At 66.4% G+C, this 20,417-nt stretch carries 20 protein-coding genes and 2 riboswitches; of the genes, 8 read left to right on the forward strand and 12 right to left on the reverse strand.

Going from position 1 to position 20,417, the window contains the following annotated elements:
* Positions 1 to 13 precede the first annotated feature (13 nt).
* The 4 genes from QK290_RS09925 to QK290_RS09940 all read left to right on the forward strand — a co-directional run bounded on the left by QK290_RS09925 (position 14) and on the right by QK290_RS09940 (position 3,705).
* A complete protein-coding gene (locus QK290_RS09925) occupies positions 14 to 1,597 on the forward strand; it encodes a long-chain fatty acid--CoA ligase (RefSeq protein ID WP_282330500.1) in 1,584 nt (527 codons plus the stop codon).
* A 94-nt stretch (positions 1,598 to 1,691) separates the two neighbouring features.
* Positions 1,692 to 1,807, forward strand: a riboswitch (SAM riboswitch).
* Between the two features lie 13 nt (positions 1,808 to 1,820).
* The gene (locus tag QK290_RS09930; RefSeq protein WP_282330501.1) at positions 1,821 to 2,090 is read left to right on the forward strand and encodes a DUF1737 domain-containing protein; all 270 of its coding nucleotides are present in this window, start codon (positions 1,821 to 1,823) and stop codon (positions 2,088 to 2,090) included.
* Positions 2,087 to 2,500 carry a rhodanese-like domain-containing protein gene (locus tag QK290_RS09935; RefSeq protein WP_282330502.1) on the forward strand — a complete coding sequence of 138 codons (414 nt, stop codon included), beginning with the start codon at positions 2,087 to 2,089 and terminating at the stop codon, positions 2,498 to 2,500. Before QK290_RS09930 ends, QK290_RS09935 begins: the two co-directional genes overlap by 4 nt.
* On the forward strand, positions 2,497 to 3,705 hold the full coding sequence (locus tag QK290_RS09940; protein WP_282330503.1) for an O-succinylhomoserine sulfhydrylase: 1,209 nt from the start codon (positions 2,497 to 2,499) through the stop codon (positions 3,703 to 3,705). Before QK290_RS09935 ends, QK290_RS09940 begins: the two co-directional genes overlap by 4 nt.
* Before the next feature lie 18 nt (positions 3,706 to 3,723).
* On the opposite strand, the gene QK290_RS09945 is transcribed toward QK290_RS09940, so the two are convergent.
* A complete protein-coding gene (locus QK290_RS09945) occupies positions 3,724 to 4,626 on the reverse strand; it encodes a LysR family transcriptional regulator ArgP (RefSeq protein WP_282330504.1) in 903 nt (300 codons plus the stop codon).
* A 70-nt stretch (positions 4,627 to 4,696) separates the two neighbouring features.
* Between QK290_RS09945 and QK290_RS09950 the strand changes: the two genes are divergently transcribed.
* Positions 4,697 to 5,320: a LysE/ArgO family amino acid transporter gene (locus tag QK290_RS09950; protein WP_282330505.1), complete on the forward strand. Its 624-nt coding sequence runs from the start codon at positions 4,697 to 4,699 to the stop codon at positions 5,318 to 5,320.
* A gap of 108 nt (positions 5,321 to 5,428) precedes the next feature.
* Here QK290_RS09950 and QK290_RS09955 read toward each other — a convergent pair whose 3' ends face one another.
* Complete coding sequence (locus QK290_RS09955; protein WP_282330506.1) at positions 5,429 to 6,655, reverse strand: glutamate--cysteine ligase; 1,227 nt, start codon at positions 6,653 to 6,655, stop codon at positions 5,429 to 5,431.
* 219 nt (positions 6,656 to 6,874) lie between these two features.
* Between QK290_RS09955 and QK290_RS09960 the strand changes: the two genes are divergently transcribed.
* Positions 6,875 to 7,690 carry a DUF559 domain-containing protein gene (locus QK290_RS09960; protein ID WP_282330507.1) on the forward strand — a complete coding sequence of 272 codons (816 nt, stop codon included), beginning with the start codon at positions 6,875 to 6,877 and terminating at the stop codon, positions 7,688 to 7,690.
* 101 nt (positions 7,691 to 7,791) lie between these two features.
* On the opposite strand, the gene QK290_RS09965 is transcribed toward QK290_RS09960, so the two are convergent.
* The 4 genes from QK290_RS09965 to QK290_RS09980 all read right to left on the reverse strand — a co-directional run bounded on the left by QK290_RS09965 (position 7,792) and on the right by QK290_RS09980 (position 12,531).
* A complete protein-coding gene (locus QK290_RS09965) occupies positions 7,792 to 9,315 on the reverse strand; it encodes a UDP-N-acetylglucosamine 1-carboxyvinyltransferase (protein ID WP_282330508.1) in 1,524 nt (507 codons plus the stop codon).
* Between the two features lie 134 nt (positions 9,316 to 9,449).
* Complete coding sequence (locus QK290_RS09970) at positions 9,450 to 10,244, reverse strand: energy-coupling factor transporter transmembrane component T (RefSeq protein ID WP_282330509.1); 795 nt, start codon at positions 10,242 to 10,244, stop codon at positions 9,450 to 9,452.
* A complete protein-coding gene (locus QK290_RS09975; RefSeq protein ID WP_282330510.1) occupies positions 10,241 to 11,881 on the reverse strand; it encodes an ABC transporter ATP-binding protein in 1,641 nt (546 codons plus the stop codon). Before QK290_RS09975 ends, QK290_RS09970 begins: the two co-directional genes overlap by 4 nt.
* Complete coding sequence (locus tag QK290_RS09980) at positions 11,881 to 12,531, reverse strand: ECF transporter S component (protein WP_282330511.1); 651 nt, start codon at positions 12,529 to 12,531, stop codon at positions 11,881 to 11,883. The genes QK290_RS09975 and QK290_RS09980 overlap by 1 nt, the downstream gene beginning before the upstream one ends.
* Before the next feature lie 64 nt (positions 12,532 to 12,595).
* A riboswitch (TPP riboswitch) is annotated at positions 12,596 to 12,737 on the reverse strand.
* Between the two features lie 56 nt (positions 12,738 to 12,793).
* Between QK290_RS09980 and QK290_RS09985 the strand changes: the two genes are divergently transcribed.
* Complete coding sequence (locus QK290_RS09985; protein ID WP_282330512.1) at positions 12,794 to 13,336, forward strand: heme-degrading domain-containing protein; 543 nt, start codon at positions 12,794 to 12,796, stop codon at positions 13,334 to 13,336.
* A 41-nt stretch (positions 13,337 to 13,377) separates the two neighbouring features.
* On the forward strand, positions 13,378 to 13,641 hold the full coding sequence (locus QK290_RS09990) for a DUF4235 domain-containing protein (RefSeq protein WP_282330513.1): 264 nt from the start codon (positions 13,378 to 13,380) through the stop codon (positions 13,639 to 13,641).
* A gap of 117 nt (positions 13,642 to 13,758) precedes the next feature.
* Here QK290_RS09990 and mnhG read toward each other — a convergent pair whose 3' ends face one another.
* From mnhG to QK290_RS10020, 6 genes are read right to left on the reverse strand one after another with little or no spacing between them, the layout of a single operon-like run.
* On the reverse strand, positions 13,759 to 14,181 hold the full coding sequence (gene mnhG, locus QK290_RS09995) for a monovalent cation/H(+) antiporter subunit G (RefSeq protein ID WP_282330514.1): 423 nt from the start codon (positions 14,179 to 14,181) through the stop codon (positions 13,759 to 13,761).
* Positions 14,171 to 14,449 (reverse strand): monovalent cation/H+ antiporter complex subunit F, encoded by a 279-nt coding sequence (locus QK290_RS10000; RefSeq protein ID WP_111908152.1) that lies wholly within the window; start codon positions 14,447 to 14,449, stop codon positions 14,171 to 14,173. The genes mnhG and QK290_RS10000 overlap by 11 nt, the downstream gene beginning before the upstream one ends.
* On the reverse strand, positions 14,446 to 14,991 hold the full coding sequence (locus QK290_RS10005; protein WP_282330515.1) for a Na+/H+ antiporter subunit E: 546 nt from the start codon (positions 14,989 to 14,991) through the stop codon (positions 14,446 to 14,448). The genes QK290_RS10000 and QK290_RS10005 overlap by 4 nt, the downstream gene beginning before the upstream one ends.
* Positions 14,988 to 16,595, reverse strand: a complete 1,608-nt coding sequence (locus QK290_RS10010; protein ID WP_282330516.1) for a Na+/H+ antiporter subunit D — start codon at positions 16,593 to 16,595, stop codon at positions 14,988 to 14,990. The genes QK290_RS10005 and QK290_RS10010 overlap by 4 nt, the downstream gene beginning before the upstream one ends.
* A complete protein-coding gene (locus tag QK290_RS10015; RefSeq protein WP_282330517.1) occupies positions 16,592 to 17,185 on the reverse strand; it encodes a Na(+)/H(+) antiporter subunit C in 594 nt (197 codons plus the stop codon). The genes QK290_RS10010 and QK290_RS10015 overlap by 4 nt, the downstream gene beginning before the upstream one ends.
* Positions 17,182 to 20,226 (reverse strand): Na+/H+ antiporter subunit A, encoded by a 3,045-nt coding sequence (locus tag QK290_RS10020; RefSeq protein WP_282330518.1) that lies wholly within the window; start codon positions 20,224 to 20,226, stop codon positions 17,182 to 17,184. Before QK290_RS10020 ends, QK290_RS10015 begins: the two co-directional genes overlap by 4 nt.
* Positions 20,227 to 20,417: the final 191 nt, after the last annotated feature.

Genomic DNA, 20,417 nt, shown 5'->3' on the forward strand with positions numbered 1-20,417 from the left:
CGGACAGGACACCATGAACACTTCACCTACCGCCGAAGAGGGTTTCGGGACCATCTCTGTTGCCGCAATTCTGGCTGAATCCGCCGCACGCTTCCCGGACTCCGTGGCCCTCGTGGTGGGCGAGGAGCGGGTGACCTACAGCGAACTCTGGGAACAGACGCGCGCGTATGCAGGTGCGTTGCGGGACCGTGGCGTGGGGCACGCCAGCCGCGTGGCCCTGCTGATGCCCAATGTTGCTGATTTCGCCCGGGTCTACTACGCGGTCCTCGCGCTGGGCGGCGTGGTGGTGCCGTTGCATGCGCTGCTGAAGGGCAGGGAGATCGAGTACATGCTGCGCGACAGCGGCGCGCAGCTGCTCGTCTGCGCCGGACCGCTCCTTGAGGAAGGTGCCAAAGGCGCCGCGGCCGCGGGCATCGACGTCGTGACCGTCCTGGTGCCGGAGGGGCCCGAGGGCGCCGCCCGGCTGGAGACCGAAGCGGCAGGAGCCGAGCCCATCAGCACCTGGCTGCCGCTGCGGCCCTTCGAGACGGCCACGATTCTGTACACATCCGGGACCACCGGCCAGCCCAAGGGCGCCTTGGGCAGCCACTTCGCCCTTGTGGAACAGACCAATACGCTGCTGACCAGCACGTTTGATCTCCGCCGCGGTGACGTCATCTTCGGCGGACTGCCGATGTTCCACACCTTCGGCCAGACGTGCGTCCTCAACACCGGGCTGCGGGCGGGAGCCACCATCGTGATGCTGCCCAAGTTCCGCGGGGACGCAGCCCTGGATGTCCTCGCCCGGCACAACATCAACGTCTTCTTCGGCGTGCCCACCATGTACATCGCCATGCTCGAAGCCGCCCGCACCAACACCGGCCGGTCCAACGCCCTGCGCTACTGCATCTCCGGCGGCGCGTCCCTGCCGGTGGCGGTGATGGACAGGTTCAAGACGGAATTCGGCTCGGACATTTACGAAGGCTACGGACTGACAGAGACGTCCCCGGTTGCCACCTTCAACCATGTAGGCAAAGCGCCGCGGCCCGGAACGGTAGGCCAGGCCATTTGGGGAGTCCAGGTGGAGATCGCCCGCGCGGACGTCCAGGATGCCATCGAACTGCTGCCCACGGGGGAGTTAGGCGAGCTGGTGGTCCGGGGGCACAACCTCTTCAAGGGCTACCTCAACCGGCCCGAGGCCACCGCCGAGGCTGTGGTGGACGGCTGGTTCCGGACCGGCGACCTGGGCACCAAGGACGGGGACGGTTACCTCCGGATCCTGGACCGGAAGAAGGAGATGATCATCCGGAACGGCTTCAACGTCTACCCGCGCGAGGTAGAGGAAGTCCTCAGCCGGCACGAGGCAGTCCTGAGCGTTGCCGTCTATGGCGTCCCCGACGAAACCCATGGGCAGGAGGTGGCGGCCGCCGTCGTCCTCAATCCGGGCAGCAGCGCCACCGTTGATGAGTTGCGGGACTTCGCCGCCGCGGAATTGGCGGCGTATAAGTATCCGCGGATCATTACCCTAGTCATCGAATTCCCCACCGGCCCCAGCGGCAAGGTCCTCAAGCGCGAACTCACCGCCCGATACAGCGCCGCCCATACTCCAACAGGGTGATCAGGCGGGAATGATGCGGGGAAACGCGCGTTGGTTACGGAACATGACGACGGCGGCGGTGCGGCGGGGCGGGGCGAGTGTTACGTTTTTGGGGAGTAATGAGAACCGGCGCCAAGCCCTGACTGGCCGGTCGGCAACCCTCCCTTTCGCGGCGGGGTGCCTCAGGTGAATACTCGGCATATCGACCCATTCGAGCTGCAAGCGTGAAAGAAGGAGTTCCGTCGTGTCTGACGCCCCCGCCCCTGCCCCTGCCCCTGAAGAGAAACTGTCGTACCGGCTTGTCACCGGGCCGGACGACAGGTCTTTCTGTGAACGGATTTCCACTGCCCTGGCCGAAGGGTACGTCCTGCACGGCAGCCCCGCCGCCACGTTCAACGGCACCAGCGTGATTGTTGCGCAGGCACTGATCCTCCCGGCAGCCATCGCAACGTCGGACGCCGCCGTGGCCACCGCCGTTGAAGACCTCGATTTCGACGGCGAGGGCCACGCATGAGCTACGCCGGAGACCTCACCCCGCAGGAAGCCTGGGCCAAGCTGGAGCAGGGCGCCATTTTGGTGGACGTCCGGACCGAAGGCGAATGGGCCCACATCGGCATCCCCGACACCAAGGCCACGGACAACGATCCCCTGTTCATCCCGTGGACCTTCCCCGGCGGCATCCCCAACCCGGAATTCATCGCCGACCTGACACAGCAGGCACCGGAGGACGACGGCGCCGAACTGGTGTTCCTCTGCCGCTCCGGCCAGCGCTCCATCGCCGCCGCCATCGCCGCGACGCAGGCCGGCTTCACCGCTTACAACGTCCTTGAGGGTTTCGAAGGCGAGCCGGACCGCTACGGCGAGCGCACCGTCAACGGCTGGAAGAACCGCGGCCTCCCCACCAACCTGGGAATAGCCAAGTGACCTTCAACCCCGACGCCGCCGGCTGGAGCGCCGAAACGCAGGCCGTCCGCGGCGGGCTGGACCGCACGAACTTCCAGGAGACCACCGAGCCGGTCTTCCTGAACTCGGGCTTCGTCTACGAGTCCGCTGCCGCCGCCGAGCGCGCCTTCACCGGCGAGGACGAACGCTTCGTCTACTCCCGGTACGGCAACCCGTCCGTGGCCACCTTCCAGGAACGCCTTCGCCTGCTCGAAGGCACCGAAGCGTGCTTTGCGACGGCATCTGGCATGTCAGCTGTGTTCACCGCACTGGGCGCCCTGCTGGCGGCCGGGGACCGGGTGGTTGCCGCGCGCTCACTCTTCGGCTCCTGCTTTGTGATCCTGAACGAGATCCTGCCGCGCTGGGGCGTGGAAACCGTGTTCGTTGACGGCCCGGACCTCGAACAGTGGGCTGCTGCGCTGTCGGAACCCACCACCGCAGTGTTCTTCGAATCGCCATCCAACCCGATGCAGGAAATCGTGGACATCGGCGCGGTCAGCGAACTGGCGCACGCCGCCGGGGCCACCGTCGTCGTCGACAACGTCTTCGCCACTCCCCTGCTGCAGCGCTGCGGCCAGCTGGGCGCGGACGTGATTGTGTACTCCGGCACCAAGCACATCGACGGCCAGGGACGCGTCCTGGGCGGAGCCATCCTGGGCACCAAGGAGTTCATTGACGGCCCGGTCAAGCAGCTCATGCGGCACACCGGCCCGGCCCTCTCCGCGTTCAATGCCTGGGTGCTGACCAAAGGACTGGAGACCATGGCGCTGCGCGTGAATCACTCCTCCGCGTCCGCGCTGCGGCTGGCCAAATGGCTCGAAAAGCAGCCGGCAGTCAGCTGGGTTAAGTACCCGCTGCTCGAGTCCCACCCGCAGTACGAACTTGCCGCCAAGCAGATGAAGGCCGGCGGCACCGTCCTCACGCTGGAACTTGCGACGACGGGTGGCCGCTCGGGCAAAGAAGCCGCCTTTGCGCTGCTGGACGCCTTGCGGATCATCGACATCTCCAACAACCTGGGCGATTCCAAGTCCCTCATCACCCATCCGGCCACCACCACGCACCGCGCCATGGGTCCCGAAGGCCGCGCCGCCATCGGGCTCAGCGACGGTGTGGTGCGGCTGTCCGTGGGCCTGGAGGACGTGGACGACCTCATCGGCGACCTGGAGCAGGCCCTGAAGCACATCTGACGGCAGGCGGCGGCCAGTTCAGGCACCTGGCTGGCGGAGCTGCCGGGCCGCCGTCTCCCGGACCGCGTCGGTCAGCTGGTTGAGCACCGGCGAGTCGATTTTCCACCGCTGCCAGTACAACGACACGTCCACGGGCTCGGCCCGTGCCAGCTCAACAAGGCCGCCGTTCCGGATGTCGGCCAGGCACTGCTGCTCCGGCAGAAGTCCCCACCCCAGTCCCAGCCGGATGGCCTGCGCGAACTCGGCCGACGACGGCACATAGTGCCGCGGCGCGGTGAGTTCCGCGCCGGTCAGCCTGCGGAAAAACCCGTCCTGCAGGTCATCCTTTCGGTCAAAGTCCACCACCGGGGCCTGGCTCCCTGCAACAAGTTCCGGCCCGTCGGGCCACCAGCGCCGGAGGTAGCCGGGACTTGCCACCGCACGGTACCGCAGGGAACCCAGCCGTTCCACGCTGCAGCCCTGGACCGGTTCCGGCGTTGCGGTAACCGCGGCCATCACCGATCCTGCCCGGAGAAGCTGGGTGGAATGCTGCTCATCTTCCCTGCGGAGTTCGAAGCACGCGCCGAGGTCCGGCGGCAGACTTGCAAGCGCAGGCATGAACCAGGTGGAGAGTGAGTCCGCGTTCACCACCAAGGGGATGGGCGCCATCGGCCGGTCCCGGCTCGTCCCTAGCTCCTGCTGGGCGTCCCATTCGAGCTGCCGGACCTGCCTGGCGAACCGCAGGATGGCTTCCCCGGCAGTTGTGGGCCGGACGGGGTTGGTGCGCTGCAACAGGATCTGGCCGGCCGCGTCCTCCATCGCCTTGAGCCGTTGGGAAATTGCCGACGGCGTGACGTACAGGCTCCGTGCCGCCGCCTCAAGCGTCCCCTCATCCACCACCGCCGCGAAAGTCCGGAGCTGCTCAAACTGGAACATCTTCATTAGCTTTCCTTAATAGAGCTAAGAATATTTAGCTGGAGTAATCCTACGTCCGGCCCGTACGTTGGAGGATATGGATCTGACTGCACTTATAGGCCCCACCGCGCTGGGCTTCAGCACGGGCCTTGCCCTGATCGTGACCATCGGCAGCCAGAACGCCTTCGTGCTCCGGCAGGGCATCCGCGGCGAGCATGTGGCCGCCGTCGTCCTAATCTGCAGCGTCTCCGATGCGCTGCTCATCGCTGCGGGCATCGCCGGAGTGGGGGCGCTGCTCCAGTCGAGCCCCGTGATCGTGGACGTGGTCCGGTTTGCCGGAGCCGCCTTCCTGGTGGGCTACGGCATCTTGGCCGCGCGCCGGGCACTGCGTCCGGGGGCGTTGACGGCATCGGCGCGCCAGCCCGCCGTCGGCCTCGGCGCCGCCCTCAGCACGGTGCTGGCCCTGACCTGGCTCAACCCGCACGTCTACCTGGACACTGTGCTGCTGCTCGGATCGGTGGCCAACCAGCAGGCGCACGATTTGCGATGGTGGTTCGGGGCCGGGGCCATCGCCGCCAGCGTCGCCTGGTTCAGCGCGCTGGGTTTCGGGGCCAGGGTCCTGCGGCCCTTCTTCGCGCGGCCCTCATCGTGGCGCATCCTGGACGGGCTCGTCGCCGTGGTCATGCTCACGCTGGGTGTACGCTTGGCGATCGGTGCGTGACGTCGATGTTCCTTAGCGCGAACGGACACTGCCGTTGACCTTGGAGACGGTGCGTCGGGCACGTGCGGAGGCCGGCGCGAACTGCGTCAGGGGAACGTTCAGGAGAGCTCAGGACTGGCGCACCCGCAGCAGCTCCGGGGCCTCGTCCTCCGCCAGCAACCCGGAGGTGCCGCGCATCGTCACTTCCACGGCGTGGGCAACCACGGCCCCCAGCCCGCCGTCGTCGGGTCCTGTTTTTTCCATTGCTGCGTCCCGGACCCTGCGCTGTTCGTTTGAGCCGGTGCCGCGGGCAATGATGTCCTCAACACCCTGCCGGGCCAAGGCGAGCTCGTCCTGTTCGGCGAGGACAGGCGCCAGATAATCCACTAAAGACCGTACGACGTCGACGGCGGGCGCCGGCCGGAAGGTCCCGAAATCCAGCAGCTCACCGCTCATGCCGCTGCTGCTCGCCTGCCACGCCGCCATCCGCAGCAGCACCGTGGGCACCGGGGCCGGATCCACGCCGTCGCGCCATTCGCGGCTGGCCGATTCGACCAGGGCCCGGACCAGCACCGCGATCAGGGCAGCATCCTCGGCACGGAGGCAGACATCGGCCACCCGGACCTCTACGGTGGGGTGGTTCCGGGACAGGCGCGCGTCGAAGTAAATCATGCCTTCGTCCAACAGCACGCCGCTGTCCAGCAGGCGCGTTACCACCCGCCGATATGCGGAATATGTCGTGAAAATTGCCGAGGGGCCGGACGTGGGCCAGCGGTTCCAGGCCTGGGTGCGGTAACTCTCGAATCCCGTGCGCACCCCGTTCCAGAACGGCGAGTTGGCGCTCAGGGCTGTGAGGACAGCAAGCTTGTCCCGGATCCTGTCCAGCACCGCCACGCCCTCGTCCTTGGACTCGATGAAAGTGTGAACGTGGAAACCGCAGGTCAGCTGCTCCTGCGCAGTCAGACCGAAGCGTTCCAGCATCCGGGCATAGCGGGGGTCCGGGGTGGTGTGACTGGCGAGGCCAAACGGAGAGGTGGCCAGCGCGGCCACCCCTGCCCCGTTTTTGGCCGCCGCCTGGTCCGCCAGCAGCCGGCCGGCCCGGATCTGCGGCAGCAGTTCTGCGTACTCGAGGCAGGGCCGGGTCTGGGTCTCGATCTGCTCAAGCTTCAGCTCGGCAGTCAGGCCTGTCCCCTCGTCGTGCGCGGTTTGGTCCGTACCTGCCATCACATAGTGGCGCTCCGGGGCGTCGTCGGCAGCCATCCGGCGGCCGGACAGCATCGCATCCGCCAGGGCAAGCGGCTCCCCCGTGTCCGGATCAACGATCAGGAGCTCTTCCTCGACGCCGAATGTACGCATGCTTATATTGTGCTGCAACGGGCAAGGACGCGGCAGCCCGCGGGGTCGGCGGATTCTGCTCAATCATCGGGCATGCACGAGCGGTGAGGCCCGGAATGCCGCGGCCTGAAGCCGGGCCAGCGCGAATGATGGTGCAGAATCCGACGCGGGATTTCCACATGGCAAGACTTGGCTCTCCAAACGGGGCCAGAATCGTGGCTAGCTCGATCCATGGATCCCTTGGACTTTCTGAAATCCCTGGGCGGTGTGGCCCGGGTTGGCACGCTTCGCCGGGAAGGCCATTCCGAACGCGCCGTGCGGAGCCTGGCAACGGCCGGAGCCGTCCAACCGAGGAAGGGCGTCTGGGCGCTCCCTGGCGCCGACCCCGAATTCCTGCAGGCCATCGTCGACGATTCGCTGGTGACCTGCGCATCCAGCGCGTCCCGCTACGGGCTGTGGCTCAAAGACAAACCCGGTTGCCTACACTTGGCCAGCAAACACAGACGCGGCGGGCATTCGCCGAGGCACGGCCGTCTCCGTTTCGAACCTCACTACCGCCTGCCGATCGCGAGCCTTGAAGACACCGTTATACACGGTTTGACCTGCCTGAACGAAGTCGACGCCGTGGCGTTGGCACAGTCGGCCATGCAGCAACACGGGGTGACCCGGGCAATCCTCGAGTCCGAGCTGGCAGCCAAGTACTACGGAACAGCACGGAGTCGGCTGGCCAAAGCAGATGGGCTGTCTGAATCGGTGCCGGAAATCAGCGCACGCCTGCTGTTCGAATCGGCGGGGTTCCAGTTCCGCAGGCAGGTGCAGATCCCAGACGTCGGGCGCGTGGATATCCTGATCGAGGGCTGGCTCATTGTGGAAGTCAACGGTTACCAGTTCCACAGCTCGCGCGCGGCCTGGCGCAAGGACATGACCCGGTCCAACACCGCGCAGACCCAGGGTTATGCAGTCCTGAGCTATGCTCCCGAACAGATCTGGAACAGCCCGGACACGGTCCTGCAGGAAATCCGGGCGGTTCTGGAGCGTGGCAGGCCTCACGGGTGAAGGATTCTGCTCAATCATCGGGTATGCACGAGCGGTGAGGCCCGGAATGCCGCGGCCTGAAGCCGGGCCAGCGCGAATGATGGTGCAGAATCCGACGAAGCCTAGTCCTGGAAGTACTCCACCTTGGCGCCGATGGTGTTGAGCCGTTCCGCCAGGTCCTCGTAGCCGCGCTCGATCACGTAGATGTTCCGCAGCTCCGACACTCCTCGTGCCGCGAGCATGGCCAGCAGCAGGCAGGCGGCGGGGCGGAGTGCCGGCGGGCAGCCCACCTCGGCGGCCCGCCACTTCGTGGGGCCATTGACGTAGATTCGGTGCGGGTCCAGCAGCTGCACCTGGGCGCCGAGCCGGTTGAGTTCGGTGAGATAGATGGCCCGGTTCTCGTAGACCCAGTCATGGATCATGGTCTGGCCATGGGCGTTGGAGGCAATGACCGCGAAGAACGGCAAGTTGTCGATGTTCAGGCCGGGGAACGGCATCGGGTGGATTTTGTCCTCCGGAGCCCGCAACTCGGACGGTTTGGTAGTCACATCCACCAGCCGGGTGCGGCCGTTGCGCGCCACGTACTCGCCCGAAATCTCCAGCTGCTGGCCCATCTGCTCCAGCGTGGCCAGCTCGATCTCCATGAACTCGATGGGGACGCGGCGGATGGTCACCTCTGAGTTGGTGACAATCCCTGCCGTGATGAGGCTCATGGCCTCGATGGGGTCCTCGGACGGGAAATATTCAATGTCGACGTCGATGAGCGGCTGCCCGGTGATCTTCAGCGTGGTGGTGCCCACGCCGTCGATCTTCACGCCCAGCATCTCGAGGTAGAAGCAGAGGTCCTGGACCATGTAGTTGGGGCTGGCGTTGCGGATGACGGTGGTGCCGCGGCGGTGCGCCGCTGCCATGATTGCGTTCTCGGTGACGGTGTCTCCGCGCTCCGTCAGCACAAAGGAGCGGTCATGCGTGTCCGGCGGCGGAGCCTGCACGGCGTAGAAACCGGCCGTGGCTTCCACTGAGAGCCCGAACTGGCGCAGCGCCTGCATATGCGGCTCAACGGTGCGCGTGCCCAGATCGCACCCGCCCGCATACGGCAAGCGGTATTCCGCGGATTCGTCCAGGAGCGGGCCCAGGAGCATGATCACGCTGCGTGTGCGCCGCGCGGCGTCCACATCCATGGCGTCAAGGTCCAGGACGGCCGGGCGGCGGAGCTGGAGATCGGTGTCGTTAAGCCACGTGCACTCGACGCCGATGCTGGTCAGGACCTCCACGATCCGGTTGACCTCTTCGATCCGGGCGAGGCGGCGCAGGACGGTGGTGCCGCGGTTGATCAGGCTGGCGCACAGCAGCGCCACACCGGCGTTTTTGCTGCTGTTGACATCCACCGCCCCGGAAAGCGTGCGGCCGCCTTCGATCCGCAGGTGCGTCATCTGCGGTTTGCCCATTTTGACGATGCTGCGGTCGAGAATGGCTTCGAGCCGCTGGATCATTTTCAGGCTCAGGTTCTGCTTGCCCTGCTCCATCCGGGCGACGGCGCTTTGGCTGGTTCCCAGCGCGCCCGCGAGCTGGCCCTGGGTCCAGCCTTTCTCGGTCCGGGCGTCCCTGAGTGTGGCGGCGATATGCTCGGCGGTTTCCTGAATCATCTACAAGAAATATCACGGATGAGCTAAGGCCAGAGTATTTGGCTCTCAAATCCCGGCGCGTCGGCCGGAATACCCGCCCCATGCGATATTCGATACACCGCACACTGCAGGCAGGCCGCCCCCGCAGGATCGAGCTAACGCCAGACGAAGTTCCACGTCCCCATCGCGGCTGCGGCAACCACGGCCGCCGCCGCGATCAGCACGCCGCCCGCCAGCACCCAGGCGTCCAGCGTCGAATAGGTGGATTCCCGGGCCCATGTCCGCTGCCCGGTGCCAAAACCGCGCGCTTCCATGGTGATGGCCAGACGGGATGCGCGGCGGATGGCTTGGACCAGGAGCCCAAAGCTCTGCCCAAGGGTGGCCCGCAGCCGTTTCAGCGGGGTGCCCTGCGAGCCCACCCCGCGGGCCCGCCGCGCCATGCCGATGGTCTGCCATTCCTCGGCCATGAGTCCCACCAGGCGCATCGCGGCCAGCGTGCCGAGGACAAACCGGTGCGGCAACCGGGCTCTCTGGGCCAGCGCGTCGGCGAGATCGGTGGGGTCCGTGCAGGTCATGAGCAGGATCGCAGGGAGGGCAATCGCGAGGCCGCGGAGCATAAAACCGATTCCCAGCTGCAGGGAACCTTCGCTGATGGACCAGATCCCGACGTCGAGCAGTACAGCGCCGCTATCGGCCGCGACGATCGCTGTGCTCCAGCCGCCCAGGGCTGCCGCTATGATGAGCGGCCAGCCTCGCTGCCACGCGAGGCGCAGGGTGAGGCCAGCCAGCGGGAAGAGCGCCAGTTCCGCCGCAATCGCCACCGAGGCAGACACCCAGTCGATGGAGAGCGCCAGCACCAGTGTGATGAGGAAAACGACGGCGAACTTGGCCAACGGGTTGGCGCGCGTCAGCAGTGCCTGGTTGCCGCGGAGAGTCAGGGCATCCCTCATGCCGCACCCGCTTCCTGGCGGGCGCCGCCGCGTGAGACCGGGCCAAGCCGCAGTTCGGCGCCGCCCAGGACGGCGCTGAATTCCTGGTCGTGGGTCACGGAAACCACGGAGGTCCCGGCGTCCAGCAGTTCGGAAAGGAACGATGCGAGCTCGGCCCAGGTATTGGCGTCCTGGCCGAACGTCGGCTCGTCCAGCACCAGCACACGCGGGTGGGCTGCCAGGACGGTGGCCACCGATAGGCGCCGCTTTTCGCCGCCGGACAGTGTGTACGGATTGGCGTCCACCAGGTGCGTCAGGCGCAGCCGTTCCAGCAGCTCTTCAACCCGCTCCTCGCCATGGCCCAGATGCCGCGGACCGAACATCAGTTCGTCCAGCACCCGGCCGGTAACGAACTGGTGCTCGGGCTCCTGGAACACGGTTCCGATGCGGGAAATCAGCTGGTTGGCTTTCCATTTGAACGGATCGATCCCGGCGCCCGCGGAAAGCTCGACGGCGGCAGACACCTTCCCGGCCACCGGCGCCAGCAATCCGGCGAGCGTCAGCGCAAACGTTGACTTCCCGGCGCCGTTGGGCCCCGTGATGGTGAGTGCGTGGCCGGAACGGACCTGGGCTGTGATGCCCTGCTGCACCGGCACCGGCGGGATGGTCCGGAAGCCGCGGCGCCGCGGACGCTCACGGGAGACTGCCAGATCCGCGGCGGCCAGCAGCAGCTCACCGGAGCCTGCGGACGCGCGGCTCCGGGTTGCCGGCACATACCCCGGCACCCAGACGCCAGCACCGATCAGCATGTCCCGGGCATCCGCGAGCACCTGGTCCGGCGGTCCGTCCAGGAGGACAGCGGATGTAGCGGCCAAACTTCCTGCGGAGCCCGCAGCGGAGCCCGGCTGGAGCACCACAATCCGGTCAACCAGGTCCTTCCAGACGGACACCCGGTGTTCCACCACAACGAGTGTGGCGCCGGTTTTGTCCAGGCAGCGGCCCACAGCGTCCCGGACTTCCAGCACGCCGGCGGGATCCAGGTTCGCGGTGGGCTCGTCCAGCAGAATCAGCCCGGGCCGCATCGCGAGGATCCCGGCCAGCGCCAGACGCTGTTTCTGTCCGCCGGACAGAGCCGACGTCGGGTGGTCCAGCGGAAGCCCGGCGGCACCCGGCCCGCCGTCGGCGTCCACACCAGTGCCATTGGCGTTCAAACCAGCTCCGGCCCCGATACTTCGCAGCCCGACGTCGTCGAGCGCTTCATGGACGCGCCGCCAGATCTCGTCCCGTGGAACGGAGAGGTTCTCGGCGCCGAAGGCGACGTCGTCACCCAGGCGCGACAGAACCACCTGCGTTTCCGGGTCTTGCTGCATCAGCCCCGAGCGGCCGCGCTGCCCGCGGGGAACCACGCCGTCGATCAGCAGCGAACCGGTTTCGTCGGCGTCGTCCCCCTCATCCCCCAGCACCCCCGCGAGCGCGTGCAGCAGCGTTGACTTGCCCGCGCCCGAGGGGCCCAGCAGCAGCACCCGCTCGCCTGGTGCGATGTCGAGGTCGAGCCCGTGGACGGCGGGGGCGGAACGGCCGGCATGCCGCCAGCCCCAGCCACGGGCGGACACCGTGGCGGGGCGCACTCCGGAAGTGCCGGCGTCGGAAGCGGTCATCAGTTGAAGACGGGCTCCGACGCTGCCTTCCGGGATGCGAACGAGCTCAGCACACCGGTCCGGGCGAGGCCGCGGGTGGCGATCCAGGACAGCGCGCCCGCAATCACCGCGCCGGAGATGGTGCAGAACACGATGTAGGCGAGCTTGTCGCCGGGCTCGTAGGCGATGTTCCAGCCCCACGGCAGAAACGAGTCGTTGAGGCCGCAGAACAGCCCCGCCCCGGCACCGGCCAGCAGCGCGGCGATGAGGTTGTATTTCTGGTGCAGGAAGGATTTGAACCGGAAGTTGCCGTACACCAGCAGGAAGAACACCAGTTCGGCGCCCAGGCCCTGGAGGAGTCCGGAGATCAGCACCGTGGCGCCGTACTGCGAGCCCATGATGAGTTCGCCGGTGGCGGCCACAGTTTCGCAGAAGAGCGCCGCGCCGGGTTTACGGATGATGAGCATGCCCAACACTGCCGGGATCATCCAGCCGCCGGCGATCAGGCCGGTCAGCGGGGGGTAAACGGCGTTCATGGGGGCGGAAATGATGCCGGCGCCCTGGGACCAGGCCCAGAAGATGACGCCGCCGGTGATGGCGATGAGCGCCGCCACCACGATGTCCACAACACGCCAGGTATTGCCGGTCTTTTTGAATGCTGCAGTTGTCATATTGTCCTCCTGAGGAACAGGAGGGGAAAGTGCCCCAGTAAGCGGCGCTGCCGCCGTTGCCGGACACTTCGAGAACTCGACTCCCTTGCGCCGGTACTAGCCGGATCAGGTTCGAGGGTCTGCGGCTGTCCGCACTCTCAGCGCCAGCCTGCGGTTCCCTGGCAATGCCAGTGATGTCCGACGGCGGCGCTCCCCTGTCGTAATAAATCTGCCCTGATGGGCGTGCTCCAGTTTACACCGCGGGCGGGGTAGATTGTGGGCCATGACTGCCAACAACCCGACTGTGACTGCGTTCAATCCCGACGCGACGGTGCCCCAGCCGGCGGGGCTGCTGGAGGCCCTGATCGCCCGCATCGAGGGCGAGGTCAGCGAGCTGCAGTTTCCCCATTTCACCAGGGATGATTCCCTCAACCTGGGGCTGCTGCTGGTGGAGCTCGGCAAATCGCGCCGGCTGCCTATCGCGATCGACATCACGAAGGGTGACCAAGTCCTTTTCCATGTTGCCCTGGACGGGGCCACCCCCGACAACGAGCACTGGATCCGGGCGAAGCAGCGCACCGCCGCCAGGTATGAGATCCCGTCGTTGCTGGTGGGCCTCCGCGGCCGGCTGCACGGCGGCCGGATCGAGGACCACGGCTGGTTCGATGAGTCCACCTACGCCCCGCACGGCGGCTGCTTCCCGGTCTACGTCGCCGGCGTGGGCGCCGTAGCCACGGTGACGGTCTCGGGCCTGCCCCAACAGCAGGACCACGATCTCGTGGTGGAGGCCCTGCGGGAGATTCTGGAGTCCATGCAGCCGGGTTAGGCTAAAGACAGTCCCGGATCCGCTCACAAGGAGTTCAACGAATGAACCTGTTCATCAAGCTGCTCGGCACCGCAATCAGCCTCGGCGCCGGATTCGTCGGCACCAAGATGGTCAATACCGTGTGGGAAAAGTCCACCGGCCGGAAGCCTCCCACCGGCAAGGATGAAGACACCCCCACGAGCCTCCGCTCAGCGCTGACGTTCGCGCTTATTTCGGCCTCGGTCAGCACCATCATCCAGGTGCTGGCCAACCGCGGCACACAGCGGGCCATTACCCGCTTCGCCAAGTCCCAGGACATCGTCTAAGCGCACCACCAACCCATGAGTTTTTGTCCAGCTAAAGGCCTCCAAACGGCCCTGACGCCGTGTTATCTGGACAAAAACTCACGCGCGGGGCGGGACGCTGGCATCGGCGAATGAGGCTCAGTCCCGCCGGCCGCCGTCGTCCGCTTCATCCCGGGAGGAGTCATCCCGGGCGGATTGTGCCGCCTTCTGAACCACGGCGTCGAGTTCATCGGAGCTGAGCAGCTCGCGGTGCAGGTGCTTGGTGCGGTACCCGGCGCGGCCCACCATGTGGGCAGAAACCGGCACGGTCAGCAGCTGGAAAATCCAGGCCACGAGCAGCGCGGGCCACACCCACCAGGTGCGCATCTGCAGGCCGATGGCCGCAAGGAGCAGGAACAGCCCCAGCACCTGGGGCTTGGTGGCCGCGTGCATGCGGCTGAGCAGGTCCGGAAAGCGGAGCAGTCCGACGGCGGCGGCGAGGGACATGAGGGCACCCACCACCAGGAACACCGCCGACACGGTATCGATGACGTTATCAACCACGCTGGCCTCAGGATTCATTGGCTTGCTCCCGACGGTCGGCCACAAAGCGCGCAACTGTCACTGACCCGATGAAGCCGACAATGGAAAGCGCCACCAGCAGCATCAGGTTGTTCAGGTGCCGGTTGACGGCCATATCGATACACAGGGCCGCGCCGAGGATCGCAAGCAGGACGTCGGAGGCCAGCACCCTGTCCAGCAGCGACGGGCCGCGGGAGATCCTGATGATGGCTCCCGCCGCTGCCAGCGAAAGAATGACTGCCGTAACAGCCAGAACGGTCTGCATCATGCTGCGGCCTCCTGCCGGATTGCTTCGAGTTCTTCGCGGGAACCCATAATCCTGATCAGGCCCGCCTCGATCGAGCGGACTTCCCTGCGCAGGTTCTCGACCTCTTCCGGGCTGCTGACGTTGAGCCCGTGGAGGTACAAGGTGGACGTTGACCGGTCCACTTCCACCACCAGGGAGCCCGGGATCAGGGAGATCACGTGCCCGGTGGCGGTGACCATGAGGTCCTGGTGGCTCCGCAACGGCACTGCGACGACGGAGCTGATGACCCGGGGTCCGCGGACAGCCGCCAAGTACATGACCTCAACGCTCGCTGCCGCCACCCTGCCCAGGAAACGCAGGGCAAATGGCACGGCGTGAAGAATGTTGAAGCGGCCGCTGACTTCTACCGGCGGCAGGTAGAACATCCGGGCCACGAGCACGGCCAGCAACGCGCCGAACAGCAGGCTACCGGGGCTGAAGTCCTGCCACAGGGCGCCCCAGACGATCACCAGCCATACCAGCAGGGGCAGCTCCTGGCGCAGGGAAATCCGCCGGCGGCTCATTTGCCTCCTCCGTCTTTCAGTGCCATCGAGGGAACCTGCGTGTCCTCGCCCAGAACGGCCTGAATGTAGGCGGATCTGTCCAGCATTTCGTGGGCGGCCTGGTCCGAGACGGTGAACAACGGGCCGGCGAAGACCGTCAGTGACACGCCCAGCGCCACCAGGCCCAGCGTTGAACCCACCATGGTCCGGGGCAGCAGCGTGACATTCTTGCGGCCGGCCCGGCTGCCGGTGTCCGAATCCTCGGGCGCAGCCAGCAAGACGGGGTCCGGGTGCTCGGCGTCCGAGGGCTTGCGCCAGAACGCGCGGTTCCAGACCCGTGCGACAGCCAGCAGGGTTAGGAGGCTGGTGACCACGCCGCCGATCACCAGGGCGTAGGCCAACGGCGTGCCCAGTTCGATGCCCGCCTGGATGAGCCCCACCTTCCCCAGGAACCCGGAGAACGGTGGGATCCCGGCCATGTTCATGGCGGGTATAAAGAACAGCAGGGCCAGCATGGGTGACAGCGTGGCCAGGCCTGCCAACCTGTCCACGGAAGAGCTGCCGCCACGGCGTTCGATCAGGCCCGTGACCATGAAAAGGCTGGTCTGAATGGTGATGTGGTGGGCCACGTAGAACACGGCGGCGCCAAGCCCGGCCACCGAGGACATAGCCAGCCCAAACACCATGTATCCGATGTGACTCACCAAGGTGAAGGACAACAGACGTTTGATGTCGCTCTGCGCCAAGGCGCCAAGGATTCCCACCACCATGGTCAGCAGCGCCGCCACCATCAGCGGAGTGTTCAGGCTGTCCCCCGGGAAGAGCAGGGTCTCCGTGCGCACCATCGCGTAGACCCCGATTTTGGTCAGCAGGCCAGCGAATACCGCGGTGACCGGCGCGGGCGCCGTGGGGTAGGAGTCAGGCAGCCAGAAGGAGAGCGGGAACACGGCCGCCTTGATGCCGAAGGCCACCAGGAGCATCACGTGCAGCAGGGTCCGGGTTCCCCCGTCCAGGTCCGCAAGCTTAATGGCGAGATCGGCCATGTTCACGGTTCCGGTGGCGCCGTAGACCATGGCGATGGAGATCAGGAACAGCACCGAAGACACCACGGAGACCACCACGTACGTGACGCCGGCGCGGATGCGCGGGCCGGTTCCGCCCAACGTCATCAGCACATAGCTTGCCGTCAGCAGGATCTCGAAACCGACGTACAGGTTGAACAGGTCACCGGACAGGAACGCGTTGGAGACCCCGGCTACCAGGATCAGATAGGTGGGGTGGAAGATCGACACCGGCGCGTCGTGGTCGCCGTCGGCCATGCCCTGCCCGGTGGCATAGACCAGCACGGCGAGGCTGATGGCCGACGACACCACGAGCATGAGGGACGAGAACTGGTCCACCACCATCGTGATGCCCCACGGCGGCAGCCAGCCACCGATATTCACGGCGGCGGTTCCGCCGTCCCACACGGAGCCCAGCAGCAGGCACTCCAGCACGAGCGTCAGGGACAGCACCCCGATGCTCACCGCGCGCTGGGCGCGGGAGTGACGGATCAGGAGGAAGGCCAGGGCAGCACCGAGGATGGGAAGAACGACGGCGAGCGGGGCAAAGCTTGCGATGTTCACTTCACACCTCCTTCGGGACCAGGGGTTACGTTCTGCGAGCCGGGTTGCTCTTCAGCGGCGGCATCCGCGGCAGGAATCTCCTTGGCCCCGACCGTGACAAAACCGCCGGACGCTTCCGGGCGCTCCGCCGTCGGGGGGTGGTCAGAGACGGCGCCCCCGTCGCTGCCGAGCATGGTCAGGGGAAACTCGGACGTTTCGGCTGGGATAGGGGCATCATCCTCGGCATCGAAGCGGGGCGTCTCGGCGACGCGGAGGTCCTCGACGTCGTCCTGGATCTCATCCTGGCGGGCCAGGACCCACGTGCGGTAAATGATGCCGAGCATAAAGGCCGTCACTGCGAAGGAGATCACGATCGACGTGAGGATCAGCGCCTGCGGAAGGGGGTCCGAGTACTCCTGGGCGGCGGTGTCCTTGTTGTACAGCGGCGCCAGCCCGGCATAGCCGCCGGTGGCCAGGATCAGCAGGTTGGTGGCGTTGGCCAACAGCATCAGTCCCAACAGCACCCGGGTGAGGCTGCGTTCCAGGATCAGGTAGATCCCGCACGCATACAGGGCACCCATGACGGTCAGCAGAGTCAGGTTGATGCTCATCCTTGGTCCGTAGCGGCGGCGCCGGCGGGGACGCCCACGGGCTCCTGCACCCGGGCAGCGGCAGGGTCGTGGTCGGTTGGCAGGTCTTCGGCAGGAGCAGTCCGCTGCTCTTCGAAGTGTTCGTCGATCTCGGAGCCCAGGCTCCGCAGAACGTCCAGCACCAGGCCGATCACCACGATGTACACGCCGATGTCGAAAATGGTGGACGTGACGAACTTGATGTCCCCGAATACCGGAAGCCAGAGTTCAATGATGGCGGTCTGCAATACCTGGCCGCCCAGCAGCAGCGGCACCACACCGGAGGCGGCCGCCGTAGCGAGCCCGATCCCCAGCAGCGTCCCGGCGCCGACCGGGGTGGCCTCGCGCAGTTCGAACCGGCCACCGGCCAGGTACCGGATGGCCAAGGCAAGCCCGGCAGTCAAACCGCCGGCGAATCCGCCGCCCGGCAGATTATGGCCGGCCAGAAGAAGGTAGAGCGAGAAGATGATCAGAGAGTGGAAGATCAGCCGGGTGACCACTTCAAAGATAATGGAGCGCCGTTCCGGTGCCAGGGTGCGCCCCGCCACAATCCAGGCGTCCCGGGCGGAGGCTGCGAATTTGCGGCTGATGGCCAGAGCTGCTGCGTCCCGCGACCCTGGTTCCACCGCAACCTGGCGGCCAACGCTGCCCTCGGCGATAGTGTCAGGGACCCTGCTCCGGTCTCCACGGCCGCGGACGAAGATAAGGCTGGCCACCCCTGTGGCGGCCAGGGCCAGGACTGATATTTCACCGAAGGTGTCCCAGGCGCGGATGTCCACCAGCGTCACGTTGACGATGTTCAGACCGCCGCCGCCTTCATAGGCGAGGCGGGGGAATTCCAAGGACACCGGGGCGGCCACCCGGGCGCCCATGGCGTGGATGGCGGCGAAGACCATCGTGATTCCGAAAGCCGCCCCGATGATCACCCGGACCACCCGGTACTTGCCGCCGGTGCGGTCGCGGAGTTCGGCGGGCAGGCTGCGCATGGCCAGGACGAAGGCCACCAGAATGATGGTTTCCACAAGTACCTGGGTGAGGGCCAGGTCCGGTGCGCCCTGGAGCGCGAACATCAGGGCGATCCCGTATCCGGTCACGGAGACCATCAGCACAGCGAGGAACCGTTTGTTGGCCTTGACCGCGGCAAGCGCGCCGATCACAACCCCTGCCCCGACCACCGGCTGCAGCGGCGAGTAGGGGTCGATGAAATAAAGGTTCGCAGGGAGCGGCTTGCCCGCCATCAGCATGGCCGTCAGCGGCAGGACGAATGCCACGGTGAGGATCACGGCGAGGTAGAAGTACAGCGAACCACGCTGCGTGCGGCCCGTGATCCAGACGGCGGTGTCATCCAGGGCGCCGATGGTGAGCTGGTAGATGCGGTCGCCGTCGATCCAGCTGGGCACGCGGGACTGCGCGCGGGCCACCAGGGTTCGTCCGAAGTACATCGCCAGACCCAGCGCGAACGTGAGGGCCGTCAGTCCCAGGGATGCCGTGAAACCGTGCCACAGCGCAAGGTGGCCTGCCTGCTCGGCCGGTGTGCCGGCGTCGGACGCGGTGGAGGCGAACAGCGCGGCGTAGGGCTGGACCCAGGCGTCCACCGGCGCCGGCCAGAGGCCGTAGACGATACTCAGGAGGCTGAGGAGGGCCGGGGCCGCCAGGAAGGAAGGCTTGACCGCCTTGAACGTGGTCCGCTCAATACCCGGCTTCACCGCGAACGCTCCCCACATAAAGCGGGCACTGTAAGCGAACGTGAGAATGGACCCAATGACGATGCCCACGAGCACCACCATGCTCCAGGCCTCGCCGTCGGATGCGTGGTGGACAAAGGCTTCCAGGACGGATTCCTTGGCCACGAACCCTGCGAGCAGCGGGACACCGGCCATCGAGGCGGCACCGATGCCGGCCACAATTCCGAGCGCCCGCGACGACCGGAATACGCCGGACAGCTGGCGGACATCCCGGGTCCCCGCCTGCTGGTCGATGATGCCAACCACCAGGAAGAGGGTGGCCTTGAAAAGTCCGTGGGCGAGGAGCATCGCGAGCCCTGCGAGGGCTGCATCCGGCGTGCCCAGGCCCGCGACCATGGTCAGGAACCCCAGCTGGCTGACGGTGCCGTAGGCCAGGATGAGTTTGATGTCGGTCTGCCGGAGGGCCCGATAGCCGCCTACCAGCATGGTGGCCAGGCCCAGCCCCAGCACGATGATTTGCCAGTACGTGGTGTCGGAAAATCCCGGGGCGAGCCGCGCCACCAGGTAAATCCCGGCCTTCACCATCGCCGCGGCGTGGAGGTATGCGCTCACCGGGGTGGGAGCCGCCATGGCTCCGGGAAGCCAGAAGTGGAAGGGAACCAGGGCGGACTTACTGATGGCGCCCGTCAGGATGAGTACGACGGCGGCAGCAACGGTTGCGCCCGAAGGTCCGCTCACCAGGGTGGGAGCCTGCGCCAGAACCGCCGAAATCCGGTAGGTTCCGGCACTCTGCCCCAGCATGATCAGCCCCACCAGCATGGCCAGTCCGCCCGCGGTGGTGACCATCAGGGCCTGCAGCGCCGAACGCCGGGCCGCCAGCCTGGTCCGGGCGAAGCCAATCAGCAGGTAGGACAGGATGGTGGTGAGTTCCCAGAAGATGAACATCAGAAGAAGGTCGTCAGCGATCACCAGGCCAAACATCACTCCCGCGAAGGCGAGGAATTGGGCGGCGAACCCACCCAGATCCCGGTCTTCGGGGCTGAAATACCGGGCGCAATAGACGAGCACCAAGGCGCCGACGCCCAGGATCAGCAGCGACATCACCCAGGCAAGGGGATCGAGCCGGAAAGCGAATTCAAGATCCAGCCCGGGAATCCACGGGAAGACCTGCGAGACCGCGCCGGCGTCCGAGTACACGGCGCCGTGCTGGAACAGCAGCCAGGCAAAGGATGCAGCGGGCACAGCCGCCAGCGCGTAGAAAGCGTTGCGCCCCCACGCCCTGAAGAGAAACGGCGCCACGGCGGCCACCGCAAAGTGCACGGCAAGAACTGTGATCACTGGTATCTCCGCAATGTCAGGGATTCGATTGTCAAAATGTCAGGGCAGGCGGTTCATGTGTCAGGTTCGGTGGCCACAGTTTAGCAAGGCAGCCCTGACACTTCCCCGGACCAAACCACGCCGCCCTGGAATTTCCCCGGTGCTCGGCGTATCATCACCGCCCTGTTCGCCACGGGCGGATACGATTCAGG

Origin of the sequence: Pseudarthrobacter sp. AL07 (assembly GCF_029960665.1) — a bacterium.
In the GTDB taxonomy this organism is placed as follows: Bacteria; Actinomycetota; Actinomycetes; order Actinomycetales; family Micrococcaceae; genus Arthrobacter.